The sequence below is a fragment of the Paractinoplanes toevensis genome (assembly GCF_018332695.1).
GTDB classification, from domain to species: domain Bacteria; phylum Actinomycetota; class Actinomycetes; order Mycobacteriales; family Micromonosporaceae; genus Actinoplanes; species Actinoplanes toevensis.
In genome coordinates this window covers 1-17,085 of record NZ_BOQN01000040.1, presented here as the reverse complement: position 1 = coordinate 17,085, position 17,085 = coordinate 1, and the positions used below count along the sequence as shown (strand labels likewise).

The following is a 17,085-nucleotide window of genomic DNA, read 5'->3' as shown; positions in this document are numbered from 1 at the left end:
TGATTTCTTTATCCGGGCTGTGCCAGGGTGGCGGCGTGCGCGTACTGGTGGCTGAGGACGAGAAACTGATGGCCGACACGGTCGCCGAGGGACTGCGGCGGTTGTCCATGGCCGTCGACGTCGTCTACGACGGCGACGCCGCCCTGGAGCGGCTCGGCGTCAACCGCTACGACGTCGCGGTGCTGGACCGGGACATGCCCGGCCGCACCGGCGACGAGGTGCTGCGCTGGATGGCCACCGCCGGGCTGACCACCCGGGTGCTGCTGCTGACCGCCGCGGCCGGCATCCGCGACCGGGTCGAGGGCCTGGGGCTCGGCGCCGACGACTACCTGACCAAGCCGTTCGCGTTCGCCGAACTGGTGGCCCGGCTGCAGGCGCTCTCCCGGCGCTCCGCCCCGGCGCTGCCGCCGGTGCTGGAGCAGGACGGCATCGTCCTGGACGTCACCCGGCACACCGCCACCCGCGACGGCGGGGTGCTGACCCTCTCGCCGAAGGAGTTCGCCGTGCTGCACGTGATGCTGCGGGCCGGCGGCCGGGTGGTGAGCGCGGAGGAACTGCTCGAACAGGCCTGGGACGAGAACACCGATCCCTTCACCAACACGGTACGGATGACGGTCATGACGCTGCGCCGGAAGCTGGGCGATCCGCCGGTCCTGCACACCGTTCCGCGCACCGGATACCGGCTCGGCGCATGAGGTCCCCGGCCCGGCGCATCCTGCTGGTCTGCGCGATCCTGCTGGTCACCTCGCAGTTCACGCAACCGGCGGCGGACCGGCTGGTGCGGCTGGCGCGCGACTTCGGGCCGTCCTGGTGCACGCCGCAGAACGTCTGCGGGCAGCTCGTCCAGCACCTCGAGCTGTTCACCGCGCTCGCCCTGCTCGCGGTGCTGCTGCTCCTCCTGGCCGCCGGTGGGCTGCTGGTGCGCTGGTGCCTGCGCCCGGTCGCCGACCTGGCTCCGGTGATCGCGAGCGTCGGCCCGCAGAACCTCGGCTACCGCCTGCGCCCCGGCCCGGGCTCCGACGAGCTGGCCGTACTGGGCCGGGCGATCGACGAGATGATGGACCGGATCGCGATCGGTTACGAGGCGCAGCGCCGGTTCGCCGCGGACGCGTCGCACGAGCTGCGCACCCCGCTCGCCGTGCAGCGCACGCTGATCGAGGTGAGCATGGCCCGCAGCCTCAGCGACGACCAGCTCACCCTGCTCACCGCGCAGTTGCTGGAGACCAACGAGCGCAACGAACGGCTGATCGAGGGCCTGCTGGTGCTCAGTGAGAGCGACCGCGGGCTGCTCGCCCGGACGCCGCTGCGGCTGGACGAGATCGTGGCCGCGGTGGCCGACAAGCACCGGGCCGCGGCGGCCGAGGCCGGGGTCACGATCAGCACCCGGCTGCGCCCCCGCACCGTGCTCGGCGAGCAGGTGCTGCTCGAACGGCTGATCACCAACCTGGTGCAGAACGCGCTCAAGTACAACCGGGCCGACGGCACCGTCGAGATCGAGGTCGGCGACGACCCGGCCCTGATCGTCACCAACACCGGCGACGACGTGCCCGCGGACGAGGTGTCCGCGCTGTTCGAGCCGTTCCGCCGGCGCGCCGCCGCCCGCATCGACCACAGCGGCGGCGCCGGCCTGGGGCTGGCGATCGCCCGGTCCATCGTCCGCGCCCACGACGGCATCATCGCGGCCTCGTCGACCGGCCACGACGGCCTGCGGGTGCAGGTGTCCTTCCCGCCCGCCTGACGTCGTCAGGCCCACTGGACGACGTCGTCGTGGTCCAGGCGGGGCAACCGGCCGAACCACGGGTTCTCGCCGGGGTGCCCGATGTTGACGACGAGGATCGAGCGGTAGCGGCCGTCGGGGAAGAACTCGGCGTCGATCCCCGCCGCGTCGAAGCCGCCCATCGGCCCGGCCGCCAGCCCGAGAGCCCGGACGGCCAGGATGAAGTAGCCGGCCTGCAGCGTGGCGTTGAAGGTGGCCGCCTCGGTGCGCCGCGCGTCGTCGGCGTCGAAGACGTCCTTCAGCTCCGGCCGGAACGGCAGCACCGCCGGGATGTGCTCGTGGAACCGGGTGTCCATGGCCAGGACGGCCACCGCCGGCGCGTCCGCCGTCTTGGCCCGATTGCCCTCGTTCATGTGCTTGACCAGCCGGTCCCGGCCCTCGCCGGGGCGGATGTAGAGCACCCGCAGCGGCTGGGTGTTGGCCGCGGTCGGCGCCCACCGGGCCAGCTCCCAGATATCCGTCAACTCTGCGTCGCTGACCGGGGTGCCGGCAAACGTGTTGGCGGTCCGCGCGCCGGTGAACAGCACGTGCTTCGCCTTCTCGTCCAGGCTTTCGAGGTTGGTCATGTCCGTCCGCCAATCTGGTTAATGTGTGAACCAGACCGTAGGCGCGGATTGGTTCACACGTCAACCAGATGTAGAGTGACGAACATGACCGAGCCGCGGTGGCTGGACGAGCCGGAGCAGCGGGCCTGGCGCAGCCTGATGACGATGCAGGACGGCCTGTCGGAGTTCCTCGATCGGCAGCTGCGCACCCGGTGCGGGCTGTCCGACGCCGACTACCAGGTGCTGGCCCATCTCTCCGAGGCGCCCGAGGGGCGGCTCCGGCCGTTCGAGCTCGGCGGCCTGCTGCGCTGGGAGAAGAGCCGCCTGTCCCAGCACCTCGGCCGGATGGAGAACCGCGACCTGGTCACCCGCGAACGATGCCTCACCGACCAGCGCGGGGCGGTCGTCGTCATCGCGCCGCGGGGCCGCGACCTGATCGAGGTGGCCGCTCCGCAGCACGTCGCCGACGTCCGCAGCGCGCTGATCGACCACCTCACCCCGGCGGAGCTGCGCACCCTGACCACGATCGGCGACAAGGTGCGCAAGCGGCTCGCGGAGCTCGAACGGGAACAGCTCGACCGGGAGCAGTGAGTCAGCCGACCAGGAACGTGCCGGCCATGAAGATCACCAGGAAGACCGCGTGCAGGGCGATGCCGATCACCAGCACGCTCCGGTCGACGATCTGGTTGGCGCCCATCCGGGCCAGCACCAGGAAGATCGCCACCGCCTCCATCGCGTACCGCGCGGCCGACTGCATCGACCGGCCGCCGACCTCGGTGGACATCAGCAGGGCAAGAGTGATCGCGCCCTGCACCACCAGGTAGAGCTGGTCGCGCCGGAACTTGAACGGGCCGGCGACGCACAGGATCAGCAGCACCACGGCGATCAGGATGGTGCCGGTGTCCAGGATCGCGGCCAGTGTCGCCTTGTCGCGCAGGTGGTGCCCGCCCATCTGGCGGACCGCGATCAGCCAGGCCTCGCCGGGGAACGTGTACCGGCGGCCCCACTGGTCCTGGGCCGCACTGAACGCGAGCGGGTTGCCCAGCTCGATCGCGCAGTAGACGGCGTAGGCGACCACGCCCAGCGGGATCAGCGCCAGGCTCAGCACGTCCGGGCCGAGCCGCCGCCGCTGGCGCAGGTACTCGATCGCGAGCGGCACCATCAGCAACAGGCCGAACAGCCGGGTGGCCGACGACAGCGCGCCCAGCGCACCGGCCAGCCACCAGTGTCCGCGCCGCCCGGCGTACAGCGCGCCCACCGCGAGCAGGATGAACAGCGACTCGTTGTAGCCGATGAACAGGAAGAACCCGGTCGGGAAGGCGGCCAGATACCAGGTGGCGCGCTGGGCCACCGCCGGGCCGAACTCGTGGGCGGCCAGCCGGTGCAGCACCGCCAGGGCACCGAACGCGGCGGCGTTGGCGACGAACAGGGCGCTGAGCGGGGTGCCTCCGGTGAGGTGGATCAGCAGCGGGTACAGCGGGAAGAACGCCGGGAAGCCCGGGCCCAGGTGGTAGCCGCTCTCGGCGATCCGGACGTAGTGCCCGGCGTCCCAGCCGTTCAGGCTGAGCAGCAGATCCGGGATCCGGCCGCCCCGGGGCAGCCCGGCCAGGGCCATCACGGCCAGGTGCGTGACGGTGATCGCCGACCAGACCGCGAGGGCCGCCAGCAGCGCCGACCGCCAGGGCCGGCCGGCCGGCGGAACGACCGGCCGGTCCGGCGCGGTCTGGGCCGGCTCAGCGAGAAGCGACTGCAACGCGGCTCCCCTCCAGGGCGGAATCCGAAACGATCACGTACGCCGGGCGGCCCTGCATGGCGGTGAAGATGCGCGCCACGTACTCGCCGAGCAGCCCCAGGCAGAGCAGTTGCAGCGCGCCCAGGAACACCATCGCCACCAGGATCGACGTCCAGCCGGGCACGACGGTGCCCCGTTCGTGCGCGGCCAGCCCGGCCGCCGCCAGCAGCACGCACAGCGCTATGCCGACACTGCCCAGCCAGGTGGCGACCCGCAGCGGGGCGGCCGAGAAGCCGGTGAAGCTGTCCACCGCCAGCCGGATCATTTTGCCGATCGGGTACTTCGAACGCCCGGCGGCGCGCCGCTCCCGCGCATAGGTCACCTCGCCGCTGGGCAGGCCCAGCCACGGCACCAGCAGGCGGTAGACCGGGCGGTGCTCGGGCAGCCCGGCCAGCGCCTCCACCGCCGTACGGCTCAGGAGCCGGAAATCGCCGGCCTCGGCCGGCACCGGAGCGCCGACCACCCGCCGGACCAGGCGGTAGTAGAGCGCGGCCGTCCACCGCTTGAACGGGCTGTCGGTGCTGCGGTCGGCGCGCACCCCGTAGACGACGTCGAGCCCGCCGGTCTCGGCCAGTCGCAGCATCTCCGCGATCACCTCGGGCGGGTCCTGCAGGTCGACGTCGATGCTGACCACGTACTGCCCGCGGGCCCGGTGCAGACCGGCCGAGAGAGCGTTCTGGTGGCCGCTGTTGCGCCGCAGCCGGACCACTCGCAACTGTGGCCACCGGCGGCGCATCACCTCCAGCACCGCCGGGGTGGCGTCGGAGCTGCCGTCGTCCACGGTGAGCACCTCGTACGGCACGCCGAGGCCGTCGAGCACCGGGCGCATCCGGTCGGCGAACAGCGGCAGCACGTCCTCCTCGTTGAACACGGGCACAACTACGGACAGTCGCGGCACATCCATGACGTCTCCCCTTCCTGATCTTCGCCGAGGAAAGGTTGGGCCAACCGGCGAGGGCGGCCGGACGGGTTGCCGGCGACGTGGCACGTTCATGGGAGTTGCACAGGAGATACAAATCTCTTCCCGGCCCGGCGTGCAACCCGGTAACCGGTCAGGAAACGAGAAGTCCCGGCCGGACGGCGCCGTTAGCGTTTCTCCCAGGACGACAGAGATGAGGAAAGATCATGAACCACGGCATCAAGACTGTCCTGCACCCCGTTGCTGACCTGGGCAAAGCGAAGGCCGTCTACGCGGCGCTGCTGGAGACGCAGCCGGCCGCGGACAGCGAGTGGTACGTCGGGTTCGACGTCGCCGGCCAGCACATCGGCCTGGTGCCCGGTGGCGGGCCGCAGGGGCTCACCGGCCCCACCGCCTATTGGCACGTCGACGACATCGAGGCCAAGCTGGCCGAGGTGACCGCCGCGGGTGCCACCGTCAAGGAGCAGCCGCACGACGTCGGCGGTGGCCGGCTCGTCGCCTCCTTCACCGACACCGACGGTAACGTCCTGGGACTGGTGCAGGACAAGTGAAGCCGGCACCCCGCTCCCGCGCGCAGCGCCGCCACGACACCGAGCACCTGCTGAACAGCGAAGTGGACCTGTGGGTGGCCACCTCGTCCCCGGCGGGTGAACCGTGGCTGGTTCCGCTCTCGTTCGAGTGGGACGGCACCACGCTGCTGCTGGCCACCTCGATGAACAGCCGGACCGGCCGTAACCTGGCCGACGGGGCGTTCCGGCTGGGGCTGGGGCCGACCCGCGACGTCGCTATGATCGATGGCGAAGTCGAGGTCCTCGAGTTGGACGCGCTGCCGCGGGAGCGGGGTGACCGGTTCGCCGAGCGCACCGGTTTCGACCCGCGCGGGCTGCCCGGCTTCAACTGGTTCCGGGTGACTCCGCGGCGCGTGCAGGCCTGGCGTGACGACAGTGAGCTGTCCGGCCGCGACCTCATGCGCGCAGGAATCTGGCTGACCTAGGAGAACCGATGCACGAGGCCGACGCACACGACCTGATCCGCGTGCACGGTGCGCGGGAGAACAACCTGAAGGACATCAGCATCGAGATCCCGAAACGCCGGCTGAGCGTCTTCACCGGGGTGTCCGGATCGGGCAAGAGCTCGCTGGTGTTCGACACCATCGCCGCCGAGTCGCAGCGGATGATCAACGAGACGTACAGCGCGTTCCTGCAGGGCTTCATGCCGACCCTGGCCCGGCCCGACGTCGACGTGCTGGAGGGGCTGACCACCGCGATCATCGTGGACCAGCAGCGGATGGGCTCCGACCCGCGCTCGACCGTGGGCACCGCCACCGACGCGAACGCGATGCTGCGCATTTTGTTCAGCCGGCTGGGCCGGCCGTACGTCGGCTCGCCGCAGGCCTTCTCCTTCAACGTCGCCTCGGTCTCCGGGGCCGGCGCCGTGACCCTCAACAAAGGCGGACAGCAGGTCAAGGAGCGGCGGGCCTTCAGCATCGTCGGCGGCGCCTGCCCGCGGTGCGAGGGCCGGGGCTCGGTCACCGATTTCGACCTGGGCGAACTGTACGACGCGAGCAAGTCGCTGAACGAGGGCGCGATCACCATCCCCGGCTACAGCATGGAGGGCTGGTTCGGCCGCATCTTCCGGGGCTGCGGCTTCTTCGACCCGGACAAGCCGATCGCGAAATACACCAAGCGCGAACTGAACGACCTGCTCTACAAGGAGCCCACGAAGATCAAGATCGAGGGCATCAACCTGACGTATACCGGCCTGGTGCCGAACATCCAGAAATCGATGCTGTCCAAGGACATCGACGCGCTTCAGCCGCACATCCGCGCGTTCGTCGAGCGGGTCGTCACGTTCACCACCTGCCCCGAGTGCGGCGGCACCCGGCTCTCCGAGGCCGCGCGGTCGTCCAAGATCAACGGTGTCAGCATCGCGGACTGCTGCTCGATGCAGATCAGCGACCTCGCCGAGTGGGTGAGCGGCCTCGACGAGCCGTCGGTGGCGCCGCTGCTCGCGTCGCTGCGGCACACCCTCGACTCGTTCGTGGACATCGGCCTCGGCTACCTGTCGCTGGACCGGCCGTCCGGCACGCTCTCCGGCGGCGAGGCCCAGCGCACCAAGATGATCCGGCACCTGGGCTCGGCGCTCACCGACGTCACCTACGTCTTCGACGAGCCGTCGATCGGCCTGCACCCGCACGACATCCAGCGGATGAACGACCTGCTCAAGCAGCTGCGGGACAAGGGCAACACGGTTCTGGTGGTCGAGCACAAGCCGGAGATGATCGCCATCGCCGACCACGTCGTCGACCTCGGCCCGCGGGCCGGCACCGACGGCGGCCAGGTGATGTACGAGGGCACCCTGGAGGGGCTGCGGGCCAGCGGCACGCTCACCGGCCGGCACCTCGACGACCGGGCCAAGCTGAAGCCCGACGTCCGCAAGCCGTCCGGGACGCTCGCGATCAAGAACGCGAACACCCACAACCTGCGGGACGTCAGCGTGGACATCCCGCTCGGCGTGCTCGTGGTGGTCACCGGGGTGGCCGGCTCCGGGAAGAGCTCACTCATCCACGGTTCGCTCGCCCGCAACGAGGACGTGGTGTCGGTCGACCAGACGCCGATCCGTGGATCGCGGCGGAGCAGCCCCGCCACGTACACCGGACTGCTGGAACCGATCCGCAAAGCCTTCGCCAAAGCGAACGGCGTCAAGCCGGCCCTGTTCAGCGCCAACTCCGAGGGTGCCTGCCCGAACTGCAACGGCGCCGGCGTCACCTACACCGACCTGGGCATGATGGCCGGCATCGCGACCACCTGCGAGGTGTGCGAGGGCCGCCGCTTCGACGACGCGGTGCTGGAATACAAGTTCGGCGGCCGCGACATCAGCGAGGTCCTGGCTATGCCGGTGGCCGAGGCGGTCGAGTTCTTCGCCGACGGCGACGCGAAGACCCCGGCCGCCCACAAGATCCTCACCCACCTGTCCGAGGTCGGCCTCGGCTACGTCAGCCTGGGCCAGCCGCTCACCACGCTGTCCGGCGGCGAGCGGCAGCGCCTCAAGCTGGCCACCCACATGGGCGGGAAGGGCGGCCTCTACGTCCTCGACGAGCCGACCACCGGCCTGCACCTGGCCGACGTCGACCACCTGCTCGCCCTGCTCGACCGCCTGGTCGACACCGGCAAGTCGGTGATCGTCATCGAGCACCACCAGGCCGTCATGGCCCACGCCGACTGGATCATCGATCTCGGCCCCGGCGCGGGCCACGACGGCGGCAAGATCGTCTTCGAGGGCACCCCACGCGACCTGATCGCCGACCGGTCCACGCTGACCGGCCAGCACCTGGCCGAGTACGTGGGTTAAGGCTTCGCCAGCCATCGCGCGCCGGCGTTCTGCACCACGCACAGACCCACCAGCAGGACCGCGCAGACCGCCTGCGAGCCGAGCGCGACAGCGGCATGGACGGCCCACGCTCCGGCGAGCGTGGGCCCACCCCATGCTCCGGGGAGCACCTGCCGGTCCGGCGTGAACGGGTGCCCCAAAGCGGCGATCGTGTCCGGCCGCAGCGGATACAGATAGCCGGACCAGGCGAGAAACAGCTGCATGGCCGCGAGCGCGAACGCGAGGGCGGCCGGGACCAGCATCAGCGCGCTGTGCCCCAGCACCCGGCCCACGCCGATGTCGCGCACGGCGGAACCGGCTCCGGGACCGGCTCCGGGACCGGGGAACCGGGCCGCCACGCGCAGCTGACGCCGTCCCGCCGCGGCGGAGCGGCCGGCCGGGGCCATCGGCACCGCGGCGAGAGCGAGGGGCAGACCGGTCAGACCGCGCACGAAGGGATCAGCAATCCAGCGACGGATGTTCATACCTCGACGATGCCGTTTCACCAACGCGGGGACGACCGGGCCAGCACGTCCGCGAGGGTTCGGGAAACCGCACCCTGGGCGGCGGCGACGGCCTCGAGGATCGACGCGGTCACGGCCTCCGGCTCGCTCACGCTGAGGGCGTGCGAGGCTCCGGCGATTTCCCGTACGCCCTTGGCGCCGGCCCGCTCGGCCATGAAACGGTGCAGGGCGACCGGGATGTTGAGGTCCTGGTCGCTGAAGACGAACCAGGCCGGGATCGTCGTCCAGGCCGGGGTCCCGGTGGGCAGCGCATCGGTGAGCGCCTTCTCGGTGACCGGCCGCTGGGTGGCGGCCATCAGGGCGGCCGGCCCGGCCGGGACGTCCGCGCAGAACTGGTGGTGGAAGACGTCCGGGCGGATGGCGAACTCGGTGCCGCCCGACGCGACCGGGTAGGCGGCCAGGGCCTCGCCGAGGGTGCTGCCGGGAAACTTGGTCGACAGCCCGAACGCGTTCTCGCCCTGCTCGGGGGCGAACGCGCAGACGTAGACCAGCGCGGCCACCTTGTCGTTGCCGGCCGCGGCCTCGGTGGCGACGAAACCGCCGTACGAGTGGGCGACCAGCACGACCGGCCCCTCGACCGAGTTGATGACGTCGCGCACGTAGGCGGCGTCACCGGCGACACCGCGCAGCGGGTTCGAGGCGGCGAGCGCGGTGACGTTCTCGGCCCGGAGGCGCTCGATGACGCCGTTCCAGCTGTTGTTCTCGGCGAACGCGCCGTGGACGAGGATGACGGTGGGCCTCATGGCTGACTCCTTCGTAGGGCCTTGCGGAGGATGTGGATTCCGGTGCCTTTCTGTTCCGTCGATGTCGGTCAGCAGCAAGGACCGGGCGGCCGTGAAGTCTGTGACAGAGGTTGGAGATTTTCGGTGCGGAGAGACGACGATGACGGGGTGACGGATCTGGATGACGCCGCCGCGGTCTTCGCGAGCCTGCGCCCACGGCTGTTCGGTATCGCGTACCGCATGCTCAGCAGCGCCACCGAGGCCGAGGACCTGGTGCAGGACGTCTGGCTGCGGTGGCAGACCACCGACCGCAGCAAGGTGGTGAACCCCGGCGCCTTCCTGGCGACGACCACGACCCGGCTGGCCATCAACGAACTTCAGTCGGCGCGGGTGCGCCGCGAGACCTACATCGGGCCGTGGCTGCCCGAACCGGTCGACACCAGCGCCGACCCCTATCTCGGGGCCGAGCGCGGCGAGGCGCTCGCGTTCGCCTCGCTGATGCTGATGGAACGGCTCACCGCGCACGAACGCGCCGCGTATGTGCTGCGGGAGGCGTTCGACTACCCGTACGCCCAGATCGCCGACATCCTGAAGTCGACCGAACCGGCCGTGCGGCAGCTGGTCAGCCGGGCGAAGAAACACATGGCCGGCGAGAAGCGTACGGAGGTCGACCCGGCCGCGCAGAAGGAGCTGCTCACCACGTTCCTGGCGGCGGCCCGCACCGGGGACCTGGCCGAGCTCGAACGGCTTCTCGCCGCCGACGTGGCCAGCATCTCCGACGGCAACGGCGCGATCCGGGTGGCCCGGCGTCCGGTGCTCGGCCCGGTCCGGGTGGCGCAGTTCTACACCGCGCTCGCCAGTTGGTATTGGGAGGGCGTCGAGATCTCGTTCGTCACCACCAACGGGCAGGCCTCGGCCGTGCTGCGCCGCAACGGCAACCTCGAGGGCGTGATGACCGTCATAGGGTCGGCGGACGGCATCGAGCAGATCCTGTGGATGGCCAACTCGGACAAGATCGCGGCGTTCGCCGGTCACAAATAGGTGTTCGGCCCGGTCAGTTACGGGCATGCACCCTGTCGTGCGAGAGTTCGTGGAAGCGTGCCGGGCATCCGACCTGGCCGCCATCCGTGCTGCCCTCGCCGCCGAGGTGATCGCGGTCTGCGACGGCCGCGGGGTGGTCCACGGCGCCGGGCCGGTCAGCGGGCTGGTCGCCGAGCTGCTGTGCGGCCAGCCGGGCACGTCGCTGACGGTGGAATCGGTCAACGGGTCGGACGGGCTCGCGCTGTGGCGGGCCGGTCAGGCACTCGTGGTGGTCGCCGTGGACGTCGCCGCGGCCCGGATCACCGCGCTCTGGATCGTGCTCAGCCCGGCCAAGCTGCGCGGCTGGCGCCGGGGATGAACCTTGTATCGGGAGACCATGGTTGGCGTTCCGAACCCGCGTCAGCGTTGCGGACATGACTTCACTGAACGGAAAACTCGCGCTGGTGACCGGGGCGAGCAGCGGCATCGGCCTCGAAGCGGCCAGGCGGCTGACGACGGCCGGCGCGCAGGTGCTGGTCGCGGTGCGTGACCTCGCCAAGGCCGCGAAGGTGCTGCCGGGCGCCGCGCTGCGCGCCCTGGACCTGGCTTCGCTGGACTCGGTGGCCACCCTCGCGGACGAACTTCTCGCGGACGGCCGCCCGATCGACCTGCTGATCAACAACGCTGGGGTGATGGCACCCCCGACCCGGCAGACCACGGCGGACGGGTTCGAGCTGCAGTTCGGCACCAACTACCTCGGCCACTTCGCCCTGACCGGGCGGCTGCTGCCGCTGCTGAGCCGGGTCACCACGCTGACCAGCAGCGCGGCCCGGCAGGCCCGGCTCGACCTGGGCGATCTCCAGTCGGAACGCAAATACTCCGGAGTTCGAGCGTACGGGCGGTCCAAGCTGGCCGACCTGCTCTTCGCCCTGGAACTCGACCGGCGCAGCCGCGAACACGGCTGGGGCATCGTCAGCAACGCCGCCCACCCGGGCACCACGCTCACCGGCCTGTATGCCGCCGGGCCCAACCTGGGCCGGGCCAAGCCGGCACCGCACGAGGCCATCATGACCCGGCTGGCCCGCTGGGGTGTCCTCGTGCAGGGCGTCGACCAGGGCGTTTTACCGATCCTTTATGCGGCCACCGACCCGGCGGCGACCGGCGGGAAGCTCTACGGGCCGGACGGCCTCGGACAGTTCACCGGCGGGCCGACCGAGCTGCCCGTCTACCGGTCGGCCCGCGACCGGAACGTGGCGGCCCGGCTCTGGGACGCCTCCGCCGCCCTCACCGGCGTCACCTTCGAAAGGAACCTCAGTGGACCGAGCGCGGCTCGCTGACTATCTACGCACCCGGCGGGAAGCCCTGCAACCCGAGGACGTTGGGCTCCCACGTGGACCGCGCCGGCGCACGCGCGGACTGCGGCGGGAGGAGGTCGCAGTGCTCAGCGACATGTCGATCGACTACTACACCCGGCTCGAACAGCCGCGCGGGCCGCAGCCGTCGGCGCAGATGCTGGGCGCGCTGGCCCGCGGGCTGCGGCTCTCCCTGGAGGAGCGGGACCACCTGTTCCGGCTGGCCGGTTACGCGACACCGCAGCGCAGCGCCGACGGCGAGCACGTCAATCCCGGGATGCTGCGCATCTTCGACGGGCTGCACGACGCGGCCGCCCAGGTGGTCACCCACCTCGGCGAGACGCTGCTGCAGACCCCGCTGCACGTCGCGCTGATGGGCGACGCCCGCCTCCACACCGGGCTCGCGCGCAGCTTCCACTACCGGTGGTTCACCGACCCGTCGAGCCGGCTCGTCTACCCGGCCTCGGAACGCGCCGAGCAGAGCCGGTTGATCGTGGCCGACCTGCTCACGGCGTACACCCGGAAATCGGCGAAAGCGCAAGCGATCGTCGCGGATCTCCTGGCCGGCAGCCCCGAGTTCGCCGCCCTCTGGCGGCAGCATCCGGTGGCCGGGACCTATTGCGGGCCGGTGCGGCTCGAGCACCCCGAGGTCGGGGTGCTCGAGCTGCACTGCCAGCGGCTGATCGACCCGGACCAGTCGCAGCAGCTCGTGGTCTACACCGGTGCCTCCGAGAAGCTGCGGCTGTTGTCGGTCATCGGGCCAGCCACTCCCGATACGACGTCTTCTCGATGACCGTGCCCTCCTTCGCGATCAGCGCGTCGCCCTTCGCGGCGGCGAACATGCCGGCCGTGTTGTCGGTGACGACCTCGCGCTGGTCGCCCTGCGCCGCCAGGGTCAGGCGGCCCAGCTCGTCGAGGGCGAAGACCTCCGGGCCGGCGTAGGAGCGGGTGCCCATCAGCGGGCTGCCCACGCTCACGTCGGCCACGGCCCGGGCCACCTCGGCGGCGGCCATCGGCTGGATCAGCGTCGAGGGCAGGCGGACGGTCTTGTCGTCGGCCGTCCATTTCAGCACCGAGCCGATGAACTCGAAGAACTGCGTGACCCGGACCACCGAGTACGGGATCGGGCCGGCCTTCAGGATGTCCTCCTGCAGCACCTTCGCCCGGTAGTAGACCAGGTCCGGCACCAGTTCCGCGCCGACGATGGAGAGGACCACCGCGTGCCCCACGCCGGCGGCCTCGGCGGCGGCCAGGAGGTTGTCCATGGTCGTACGGAAGAAGGCCGGCGAGGCGTCGTCGAACGTGGGCGAGTTCGTCAGGTTGATCACGACGTCCGCGCCCTCCAGGGCCTCGGCCAGCCCGGCGCCGCTCAGCAGGTCGAGGCCGGTCGACGGCGAGTGCGGCACCGCCTCGTGCCCCTCGGCGTTGAGGATCCTGACAACCTGCGAGCCGATGAGCCCGGTGCCGCCGATGACTGCGATCTTCATGGTTCTTGTCCCTCCGGTCGTTGCCTTGTCGTCAGCAGTGACCGGGCACGGTCGTGATCTGTGACAGTCACATCCGGCCGGGCTGCCCGGTCTCAGCTGTCATGGACCACTGCCTCAGCCTCGTACGCGCCGCGGACCGCCCCATCGGCACGGCCCGCTACGGCCACATGTTCCCGTCCCTCGACCCGCTGAAGATCGATTCCTCGGCTCTGCTGCGGGCCGGCGACGTCGGCGGCATGTGCGACGCCCTCACCGTCGAGGGCGACGACGCCACCGAGGCGGCCGGATGGCCGTTCTTCGGGCAGCTCATCGCGCACGACATCACCGCCGACCGCTCCCCCATCAGCGGCGGGGCCTTGCGCAACGCCCGGGCTCCGCTGCTCAACCTGGAGATCCTCTACGCGGACGGACCGATCGGGTCGCCGTTCCTGTTCGACGTCGCCGACCCGGACCGCTTCCTGCTCGCCGGCTCCGACGTGCCACGCAACCAGCAGGGGGTCGCGCTGATCGGCGACCCGCGCAACGACGTACACCTGATCTCGCTGGCCCTGCACGTCGCCCTGCTGCGCGCCCACAACCGCCTGGGCCTCTCCTTCGAGGAAGCGCGGGTCCAGCTGACCTGGCACTACCAGTGGGTCATCGTCCACGATTTCCTGCCCCGGCTGGTCGGGCCCGCGCTCGTCTCCTCGGTCCTCGCCGAGGGTGGGCGCTGGTACGCGCCCGCGCTGTCCGAGGCGTTCATCCCGCTCGAATTCGCCGACGCGGCCTACCGCTACGGGCACGGGCAGGTCCGGCACAGCTACCGCCTCGTCGACGGCGGCCCGGCCCGGCCGCTGTTCCCGGACCTGGCCGGTTTCGGGCCGCCCGCCCACCGCGTCGACCTGGCCCAGCTCTTCGACATGCCCGGAAGGCCACCCGCGCAGCGCGCGAAACGTCTGGACGGCCGGCTGGCCGCCAGCCTCATCGGCCTGCCGGCCCGGGTGACCGGCGAGGTCTCCGAGGCGGCCTACCGCTCCCTTGCCGTACGGGATCTGGTGCGCGGCGAGAACACCGGGTTGCCGAGCGGCGAAGCGGTCGCCGCGCTGATGGGCGAGACTCCCGTCCCGTCACCCGCGTGGCCCGCCGGCACCCCGCTGTGGTTCTACATCCTCGAGGAGGCCGCGCAACTGTGCGACGGGAACCGGCTGGGTCCGGTGGGCGGGCGGATCGTCGCCGAGGTCCTGATCGGCCTGCTGCGCGCCGACCCGGCGAGCTACCTCACCCTCGAACCGGACTGGCAGCCGACGCTGCCGGCCGCCGGCCCGGTCTTCGGCCTGACCGACCTCCTGGGTGATTGATCGGCCGCCGGACGGGTACCCCGCCGACATGGACGTGGTCGACGATCTGCTGCGGGAGCACGGCACCAGCTACGCCGAGGAAGCCGGTATCAGGCTGGCCGACAAGCCGTCGCCGCTGTACCGGCTGCTCGTGCTGGCCACCCTCCTCAGCAAGCCGATCAACTCCGGCGTCGCGGTCGCGGCCGCCCACGAGCTCTCCCGGGCCGGCTACCGCACCCCGCAGCGCATGCTCGCCGCGAGCTGGCAAGACCGGGTCGACGCACTCGGCCGCGGCCACTACCGCCGCTACGACGAAAGCACCGCGACCATCCTGGCCGACAGCGCGAAACTGTGCCGGGACCGCTGGCGCGGCGACCTGCGCCGCCTGCACGCGGCCGGCGGGAGCGACGTGCGCGCGCTGAAAGACCTGCTCACCGAGTTTCCCGGGATAGGCCCCACCGGCGCCGACATTTTCCTGCGCGAGGCGCAGGGCATCTGGCCGGACATCATTCCGTACGCCGATGAGAAGGTCCTCGACGGCGCGCGCCGCGCCCACCTGCCCGCCTCCGGAGAGAAGCTCGCGGGCCTGGTACCCGCCGCAAAGCTGCCCGCCCTGATGTCGGCGCTGGTCCGGCTCGGCCGTGAGCACTGACCGGCGCTCGCCCGGGCCGGGCGCGAGCAGTGACCGGCATTCGCCCGGCCCGGGCCCGAGCAGTGACCGGCATTCGGCCGGGCCGGGCGCGAGCACTGAGCGGCACTCGGCCGGGCCGGGCGCGAGCAGTGATCGGGTCGTCGTGGTCGGGCAGCTGGCCCGGGACATTGTCCTGGTCGTCGGTGCGATGCCGGAGACCGGCACGGCCGCGGACGTCACGGAACGCCGCGAGATGCTCGGCGGCAAGGGCGCCAACCAGGCGGTGGCGGTCGCCCAGCTCGGCATGCCGGTGAGCCTGGTAGCGGTGGTCGGCGACGACTTCATCAGCGACCAACTGCTCGCGCAGGCCATCAGCGACGGCATCGACGTCCGGCCCGTCGTGCGCCGGCGCGGCGCCCCGACCGGCCTGATCGTGGAGGTGCTCGAGGCCGACGGCCACTGGCGCTACCTGCAACACCTGCCGCCACCGGTGCTGCTCACCGCGGCTGACGTGGAAGCCTCGGCCGACCTTCTGCGAACCGCGGCCGCAGTCATGATCCAGCTGCAACAGCCGGCCGCCGGGGTCGAGGCCGCCCTCCGATACGCCCGCCAGGGCAACGCCCTCGTGGTGGTCGACGGCGTCGCCGACCCCGAGACGATCGCGCAGGCCGACGTGGTGCGGGCCGACGAGAACGAGGCTGCACAGCTGGGCGACATCGACAGGATCCTGGCGTCGGGCCCGCGGCTGGTAGCTTTCGGCACCGAGAACGGCAACCGGTTCGCCTGGCCGGGCGGCACCCTGGAACTACCACTGACCGGCGGCCCGGCCACCGACACCACCGGCGGCGGCGATTCCTTCGTAGCGGCGCTGACGGTGGCCCTGCTGCACGGCGACACCCCACCGCAAGCGGCCCGAAAGGCAGTAGACGCCTCCGGCAGCACAGTCCGCCACCCCGGCGGCCGACCTGCACTGCGCTAGCGGCGCCCCCTCGGCACATCTGGTAGAGCGGCCTCCTTGCTGAAGATTTGGCCTGTTCCGCTGCCAGAGCAGTCAGTAGTTACCCCAGCGCGGCACTCGCCGCCACGTTCGGCGAAAGCTCCGCCCGGCGACCGTCATCACCATCACCGCAGTCACCGCAACCGGCGGCGCAGCTGACCTACGCGGCCACATCAGCCACCTGATGCTCGCCGGCCGTGACCGCAGAGGCAGAACGAGTAGGTACCAGACCCGAGCCGAGCCACCCTTCAGGCCTTGATTGGCGACGCCCATCGATCAGCAGACGGCGCCCGGCTCACCAAGCTGAACGACCACCCCCGCCGCCCGAACAGAGGCATAAGAGTCGCTTTCTCCTCCCGGCCATGAATTGTTTCTTTGATTGGTCACGCAACCTATCAGCCTGGCTCTGGAATTTCTTCCGAGGTTGGCATGATCGCTTATTAGCGGACGCGGTTCGTGGCGCGAGAGAATATGTCTATGCGGTACCAGCAGCTCCAGCTATTCACGCGACCGGCGACCGCCGCGATGCGTGATCGCACTCGGGCGCGTAACTATTCGCCGTCGAATGCGGAATTCCGCCGCGAGCATGCGCGTCGGCGGCGGTGGGGACTCGCTCAATGCCGCGTAGCTTAAG

General features: G+C 71.0%; 19 protein-coding genes. 13 read left to right on the top strand and 6 right to left on the bottom strand.

Features of this window, described 5'->3' with window-relative positions:
• The first annotated feature begins 35 nt into the window (after positions 1-35).
• Both Ato02nite_RS14620 and Ato02nite_RS14615 read left to right on the top strand, forming a co-directional pair.
• Positions 36-695, top strand: coding sequence for a response regulator transcription factor (locus Ato02nite_RS14620; RefSeq protein WP_213007048.1), 660 nt, complete (start codon positions 36-38; stop codon positions 693-695).
• Positions 692-1,738, top strand: a complete 1,047-nt coding sequence (locus Ato02nite_RS14615; protein WP_213007047.1) for a HAMP domain-containing sensor histidine kinase — start codon at positions 692-694, stop codon at positions 1,736-1,738. The genes Ato02nite_RS14620 and Ato02nite_RS14615 overlap by 4 nt, the downstream gene beginning before the upstream one ends.
• A 5-nt stretch (positions 1,739-1,743) precedes the next feature.
• Here the strand turns inward: Ato02nite_RS14615 and Ato02nite_RS14610 are convergent, their stop codons facing one another.
• Complete coding sequence (locus Ato02nite_RS14610) at positions 1,744-2,343, bottom strand: malonic semialdehyde reductase (RefSeq protein WP_213007046.1); 600 nt, start codon at positions 2,341-2,343, stop codon at positions 1,744-1,746.
• An 84-nt stretch (positions 2,344-2,427) separates the two neighbouring features.
• On the opposite strand from Ato02nite_RS14610, the gene Ato02nite_RS14605 reads away from it, so the two are divergent.
• Positions 2,428-2,913: a MarR family winged helix-turn-helix transcriptional regulator gene (locus Ato02nite_RS14605; RefSeq protein ID WP_213007045.1), complete on the top strand. Its 486-nt coding sequence runs from the start codon at positions 2,428-2,430 to the stop codon at positions 2,911-2,913.
• A 1-nt stretch (position 2,914) separates the two neighbouring features.
• On the opposite strand, the gene Ato02nite_RS14600 is transcribed toward Ato02nite_RS14605, so the two are convergent.
• Together Ato02nite_RS14600 and Ato02nite_RS14595 are read right to left on the bottom strand one after the other, a co-directional pair.
• Positions 2,915-4,075 carry a mannosyltransferase family protein gene (locus Ato02nite_RS14600; RefSeq protein WP_213007044.1) on the bottom strand — a complete coding sequence of 387 codons (1,161 nt, stop codon included), beginning with the start codon at positions 4,073-4,075 and terminating at the stop codon, positions 2,915-2,917.
• The gene (locus tag Ato02nite_RS14595; protein WP_213007043.1) at positions 4,056-5,018 is read right to left on the bottom strand and encodes a glycosyltransferase family 2 protein; all 963 of its coding nucleotides are present in this window, start codon (positions 5,016-5,018) and stop codon (positions 4,056-4,058) included. Before Ato02nite_RS14595 ends, Ato02nite_RS14600 begins: the two co-directional genes overlap by 20 nt.
• Before the next feature lie 221 nt (positions 5,019-5,239).
• On the opposite strand from Ato02nite_RS14595, the gene Ato02nite_RS14590 reads away from it, so the two are divergent.
• From Ato02nite_RS14590 to Ato02nite_RS14580, 3 genes are read left to right on the top strand one after another with little or no spacing between them, the layout of a single operon-like run.
• Complete coding sequence (locus Ato02nite_RS14590) at positions 5,240-5,584, top strand: VOC family protein (protein ID WP_213007042.1); 345 nt, start codon at positions 5,240-5,242, stop codon at positions 5,582-5,584.
• Entirely contained in the window at positions 5,581-6,027 is a 447-nt protein-coding gene (locus tag Ato02nite_RS14585; RefSeq protein ID WP_213007041.1) for a pyridoxamine 5'-phosphate oxidase family protein, read from the top strand. Before Ato02nite_RS14590 ends, Ato02nite_RS14585 begins: the two co-directional genes overlap by 4 nt.
• A gap of 8 nt (positions 6,028-6,035) precedes the next feature.
• Complete coding sequence (locus Ato02nite_RS14580; protein WP_213007040.1) at positions 6,036-8,384, top strand: ATP-binding cassette domain-containing protein; 2,349 nt, start codon at positions 6,036-6,038, stop codon at positions 8,382-8,384.
• Here Ato02nite_RS14580 and Ato02nite_RS14575 read toward each other — a convergent pair.
• Positions 8,381-8,887, bottom strand: a complete 507-nt coding sequence (locus tag Ato02nite_RS14575) for a hypothetical protein (protein ID WP_213007039.1) — start codon at positions 8,885-8,887, stop codon at positions 8,381-8,383. The genes Ato02nite_RS14580 and Ato02nite_RS14575 overlap by 4 nt on opposite strands.
• 17 nt (positions 8,888-8,904) lie before the next feature.
• Positions 8,905-9,669 carry an alpha/beta fold hydrolase gene (locus tag Ato02nite_RS14570; RefSeq protein WP_213007038.1) on the bottom strand — a complete coding sequence of 255 codons (765 nt, stop codon included), beginning with the start codon at positions 9,667-9,669 and terminating at the stop codon, positions 8,905-8,907.
• 147 nt (positions 9,670-9,816) lie between these two features.
• Between Ato02nite_RS14570 and Ato02nite_RS14565 the strand changes: the two genes are divergently transcribed.
• Genes Ato02nite_RS14565 through Ato02nite_RS14550 form a run of 4 tightly spaced genes read left to right on the top strand, consistent with a single transcriptional unit; the run spans position 9,817 to position 12,813 of the window.
• Positions 9,817-10,689 carry a sigma-70 family RNA polymerase sigma factor gene (locus Ato02nite_RS14565; RefSeq protein ID WP_246606911.1) on the top strand — a complete coding sequence of 291 codons (873 nt, stop codon included), beginning with the start codon at positions 9,817-9,819 and terminating at the stop codon, positions 10,687-10,689.
• 37 nt (positions 10,690-10,726) lie between these two features.
• Complete coding sequence (locus Ato02nite_RS14560; RefSeq protein ID WP_246606910.1) at positions 10,727-11,047, top strand: siderophore-interacting protein; 321 nt, start codon at positions 10,727-10,729, stop codon at positions 11,045-11,047.
• Between the two features lie 22 nt (positions 11,048-11,069).
• On the top strand, positions 11,070-12,005 hold the full coding sequence (locus tag Ato02nite_RS14555; protein ID WP_281419739.1) for an SDR family oxidoreductase: 936 nt from the start codon (positions 11,070-11,072) through the stop codon (positions 12,003-12,005).
• Entirely contained in the window at positions 11,983-12,813 is an 831-nt protein-coding gene (locus Ato02nite_RS14550) for a helix-turn-helix transcriptional regulator (RefSeq protein WP_213007034.1), read from the top strand. The genes Ato02nite_RS14555 and Ato02nite_RS14550 overlap by 23 nt, the downstream gene beginning before the upstream one ends.
• Here Ato02nite_RS14550 and Ato02nite_RS14545 read toward each other — a convergent pair.
• Positions 12,773-13,507, bottom strand: a complete 735-nt coding sequence (locus tag Ato02nite_RS14545; RefSeq protein ID WP_213007033.1) for an SDR family oxidoreductase — start codon at positions 13,505-13,507, stop codon at positions 12,773-12,775. The genes Ato02nite_RS14550 and Ato02nite_RS14545 overlap by 41 nt on opposite strands.
• A 101-nt stretch (positions 13,508-13,608) precedes the next feature.
• Here Ato02nite_RS14545 and Ato02nite_RS14540 point away from each other — a divergent pair, with 101 nt between their 5' ends.
• The 3 genes from Ato02nite_RS14540 to Ato02nite_RS14530 are packed head-to-tail and all read left to right on the top strand — an operon-like array spanning position 13,609 to position 16,433.
• Positions 13,609-14,844, top strand: a complete 1,236-nt coding sequence (locus tag Ato02nite_RS14540; protein WP_213007032.1) for a peroxidase family protein — start codon at positions 13,609-13,611, stop codon at positions 14,842-14,844.
• A 28-nt stretch (positions 14,845-14,872) separates the two neighbouring features.
• The gene (locus tag Ato02nite_RS14535) at positions 14,873-15,475 is read left to right on the top strand and encodes an HhH-GDP family DNA glycosylase (RefSeq protein WP_213007112.1); all 603 of its coding nucleotides are present in this window, start codon (positions 14,873-14,875) and stop codon (positions 15,473-15,475) included.
• Entirely contained in the window at positions 15,465-16,433 is a 969-nt protein-coding gene (locus tag Ato02nite_RS14530) for a PfkB family carbohydrate kinase (protein ID WP_246606909.1), read from the top strand. Before Ato02nite_RS14535 ends, Ato02nite_RS14530 begins: the two co-directional genes overlap by 11 nt.
• Positions 16,434-17,085: the final 652 nt, after the last annotated feature.

What these genes read in the sequence shown, in the direction of transcription:
- Ato02nite_RS14615 (WP_213007047.1), top strand. Translation starts at nt 692, where the DNA reads ATGAGGTCCCCGGCCCGGCGCATCCTGCTGGTCTGCGCGATCCTGCTG.
- Ato02nite_RS14610 (WP_213007046.1), bottom strand. Translation starts at nt 2,343, where the DNA reads ATGACCAACCTCGAAAGCCTGGACGAGAAGGCGAAGCACGTGCTGTTC.
- Ato02nite_RS14605 (WP_213007045.1), top strand. Translation starts at nt 2,428, where the DNA reads ATGACCGAGCCGCGGTGGCTGGACGAGCCGGAGCAGCGGGCCTGGCGC.
- Ato02nite_RS14595 (WP_213007043.1), bottom strand. Translation starts at nt 5,018, where the DNA reads ATGGATGTGCCGCGACTGTCCGTAGTTGTGCCCGTGTTCAACGAGGAG.
- Ato02nite_RS14590 (WP_213007042.1), top strand. Translation starts at nt 5,240, where the DNA reads ATGAACCACGGCATCAAGACTGTCCTGCACCCCGTTGCTGACCTGGGC.
- Ato02nite_RS14580 (WP_213007040.1), top strand. Translation starts at nt 6,036, where the DNA reads ATGCACGAGGCCGACGCACACGACCTGATCCGCGTGCACGGTGCGCGG.
- Ato02nite_RS14575 (WP_213007039.1), bottom strand. Translation starts at nt 8,887, where the DNA reads ATGAACATCCGTCGCTGGATTGCTGATCCCTTCGTGCGCGGTCTGACC.
- Ato02nite_RS14570 (WP_213007038.1), bottom strand. Translation starts at nt 9,669, where the DNA reads ATGAGGCCCACCGTCATCCTCGTCCACGGCGCGTTCGCCGAGAACAAC.
- Ato02nite_RS14545 (WP_213007033.1), bottom strand. Translation starts at nt 13,507, where the DNA reads ATGAAGATCGCAGTCATCGGCGGCACCGGGCTCATCGGCTCGCAGGTT.
- Ato02nite_RS14540 (WP_213007032.1), top strand. Translation starts at nt 13,609, where the DNA reads ATGGACCACTGCCTCAGCCTCGTACGCGCCGCGGACCGCCCCATCGGC.
- Ato02nite_RS14535 (WP_213007112.1), top strand. Translation starts at nt 14,873, where the DNA reads ATGGACGTGGTCGACGATCTGCTGCGGGAGCACGGCACCAGCTACGCC.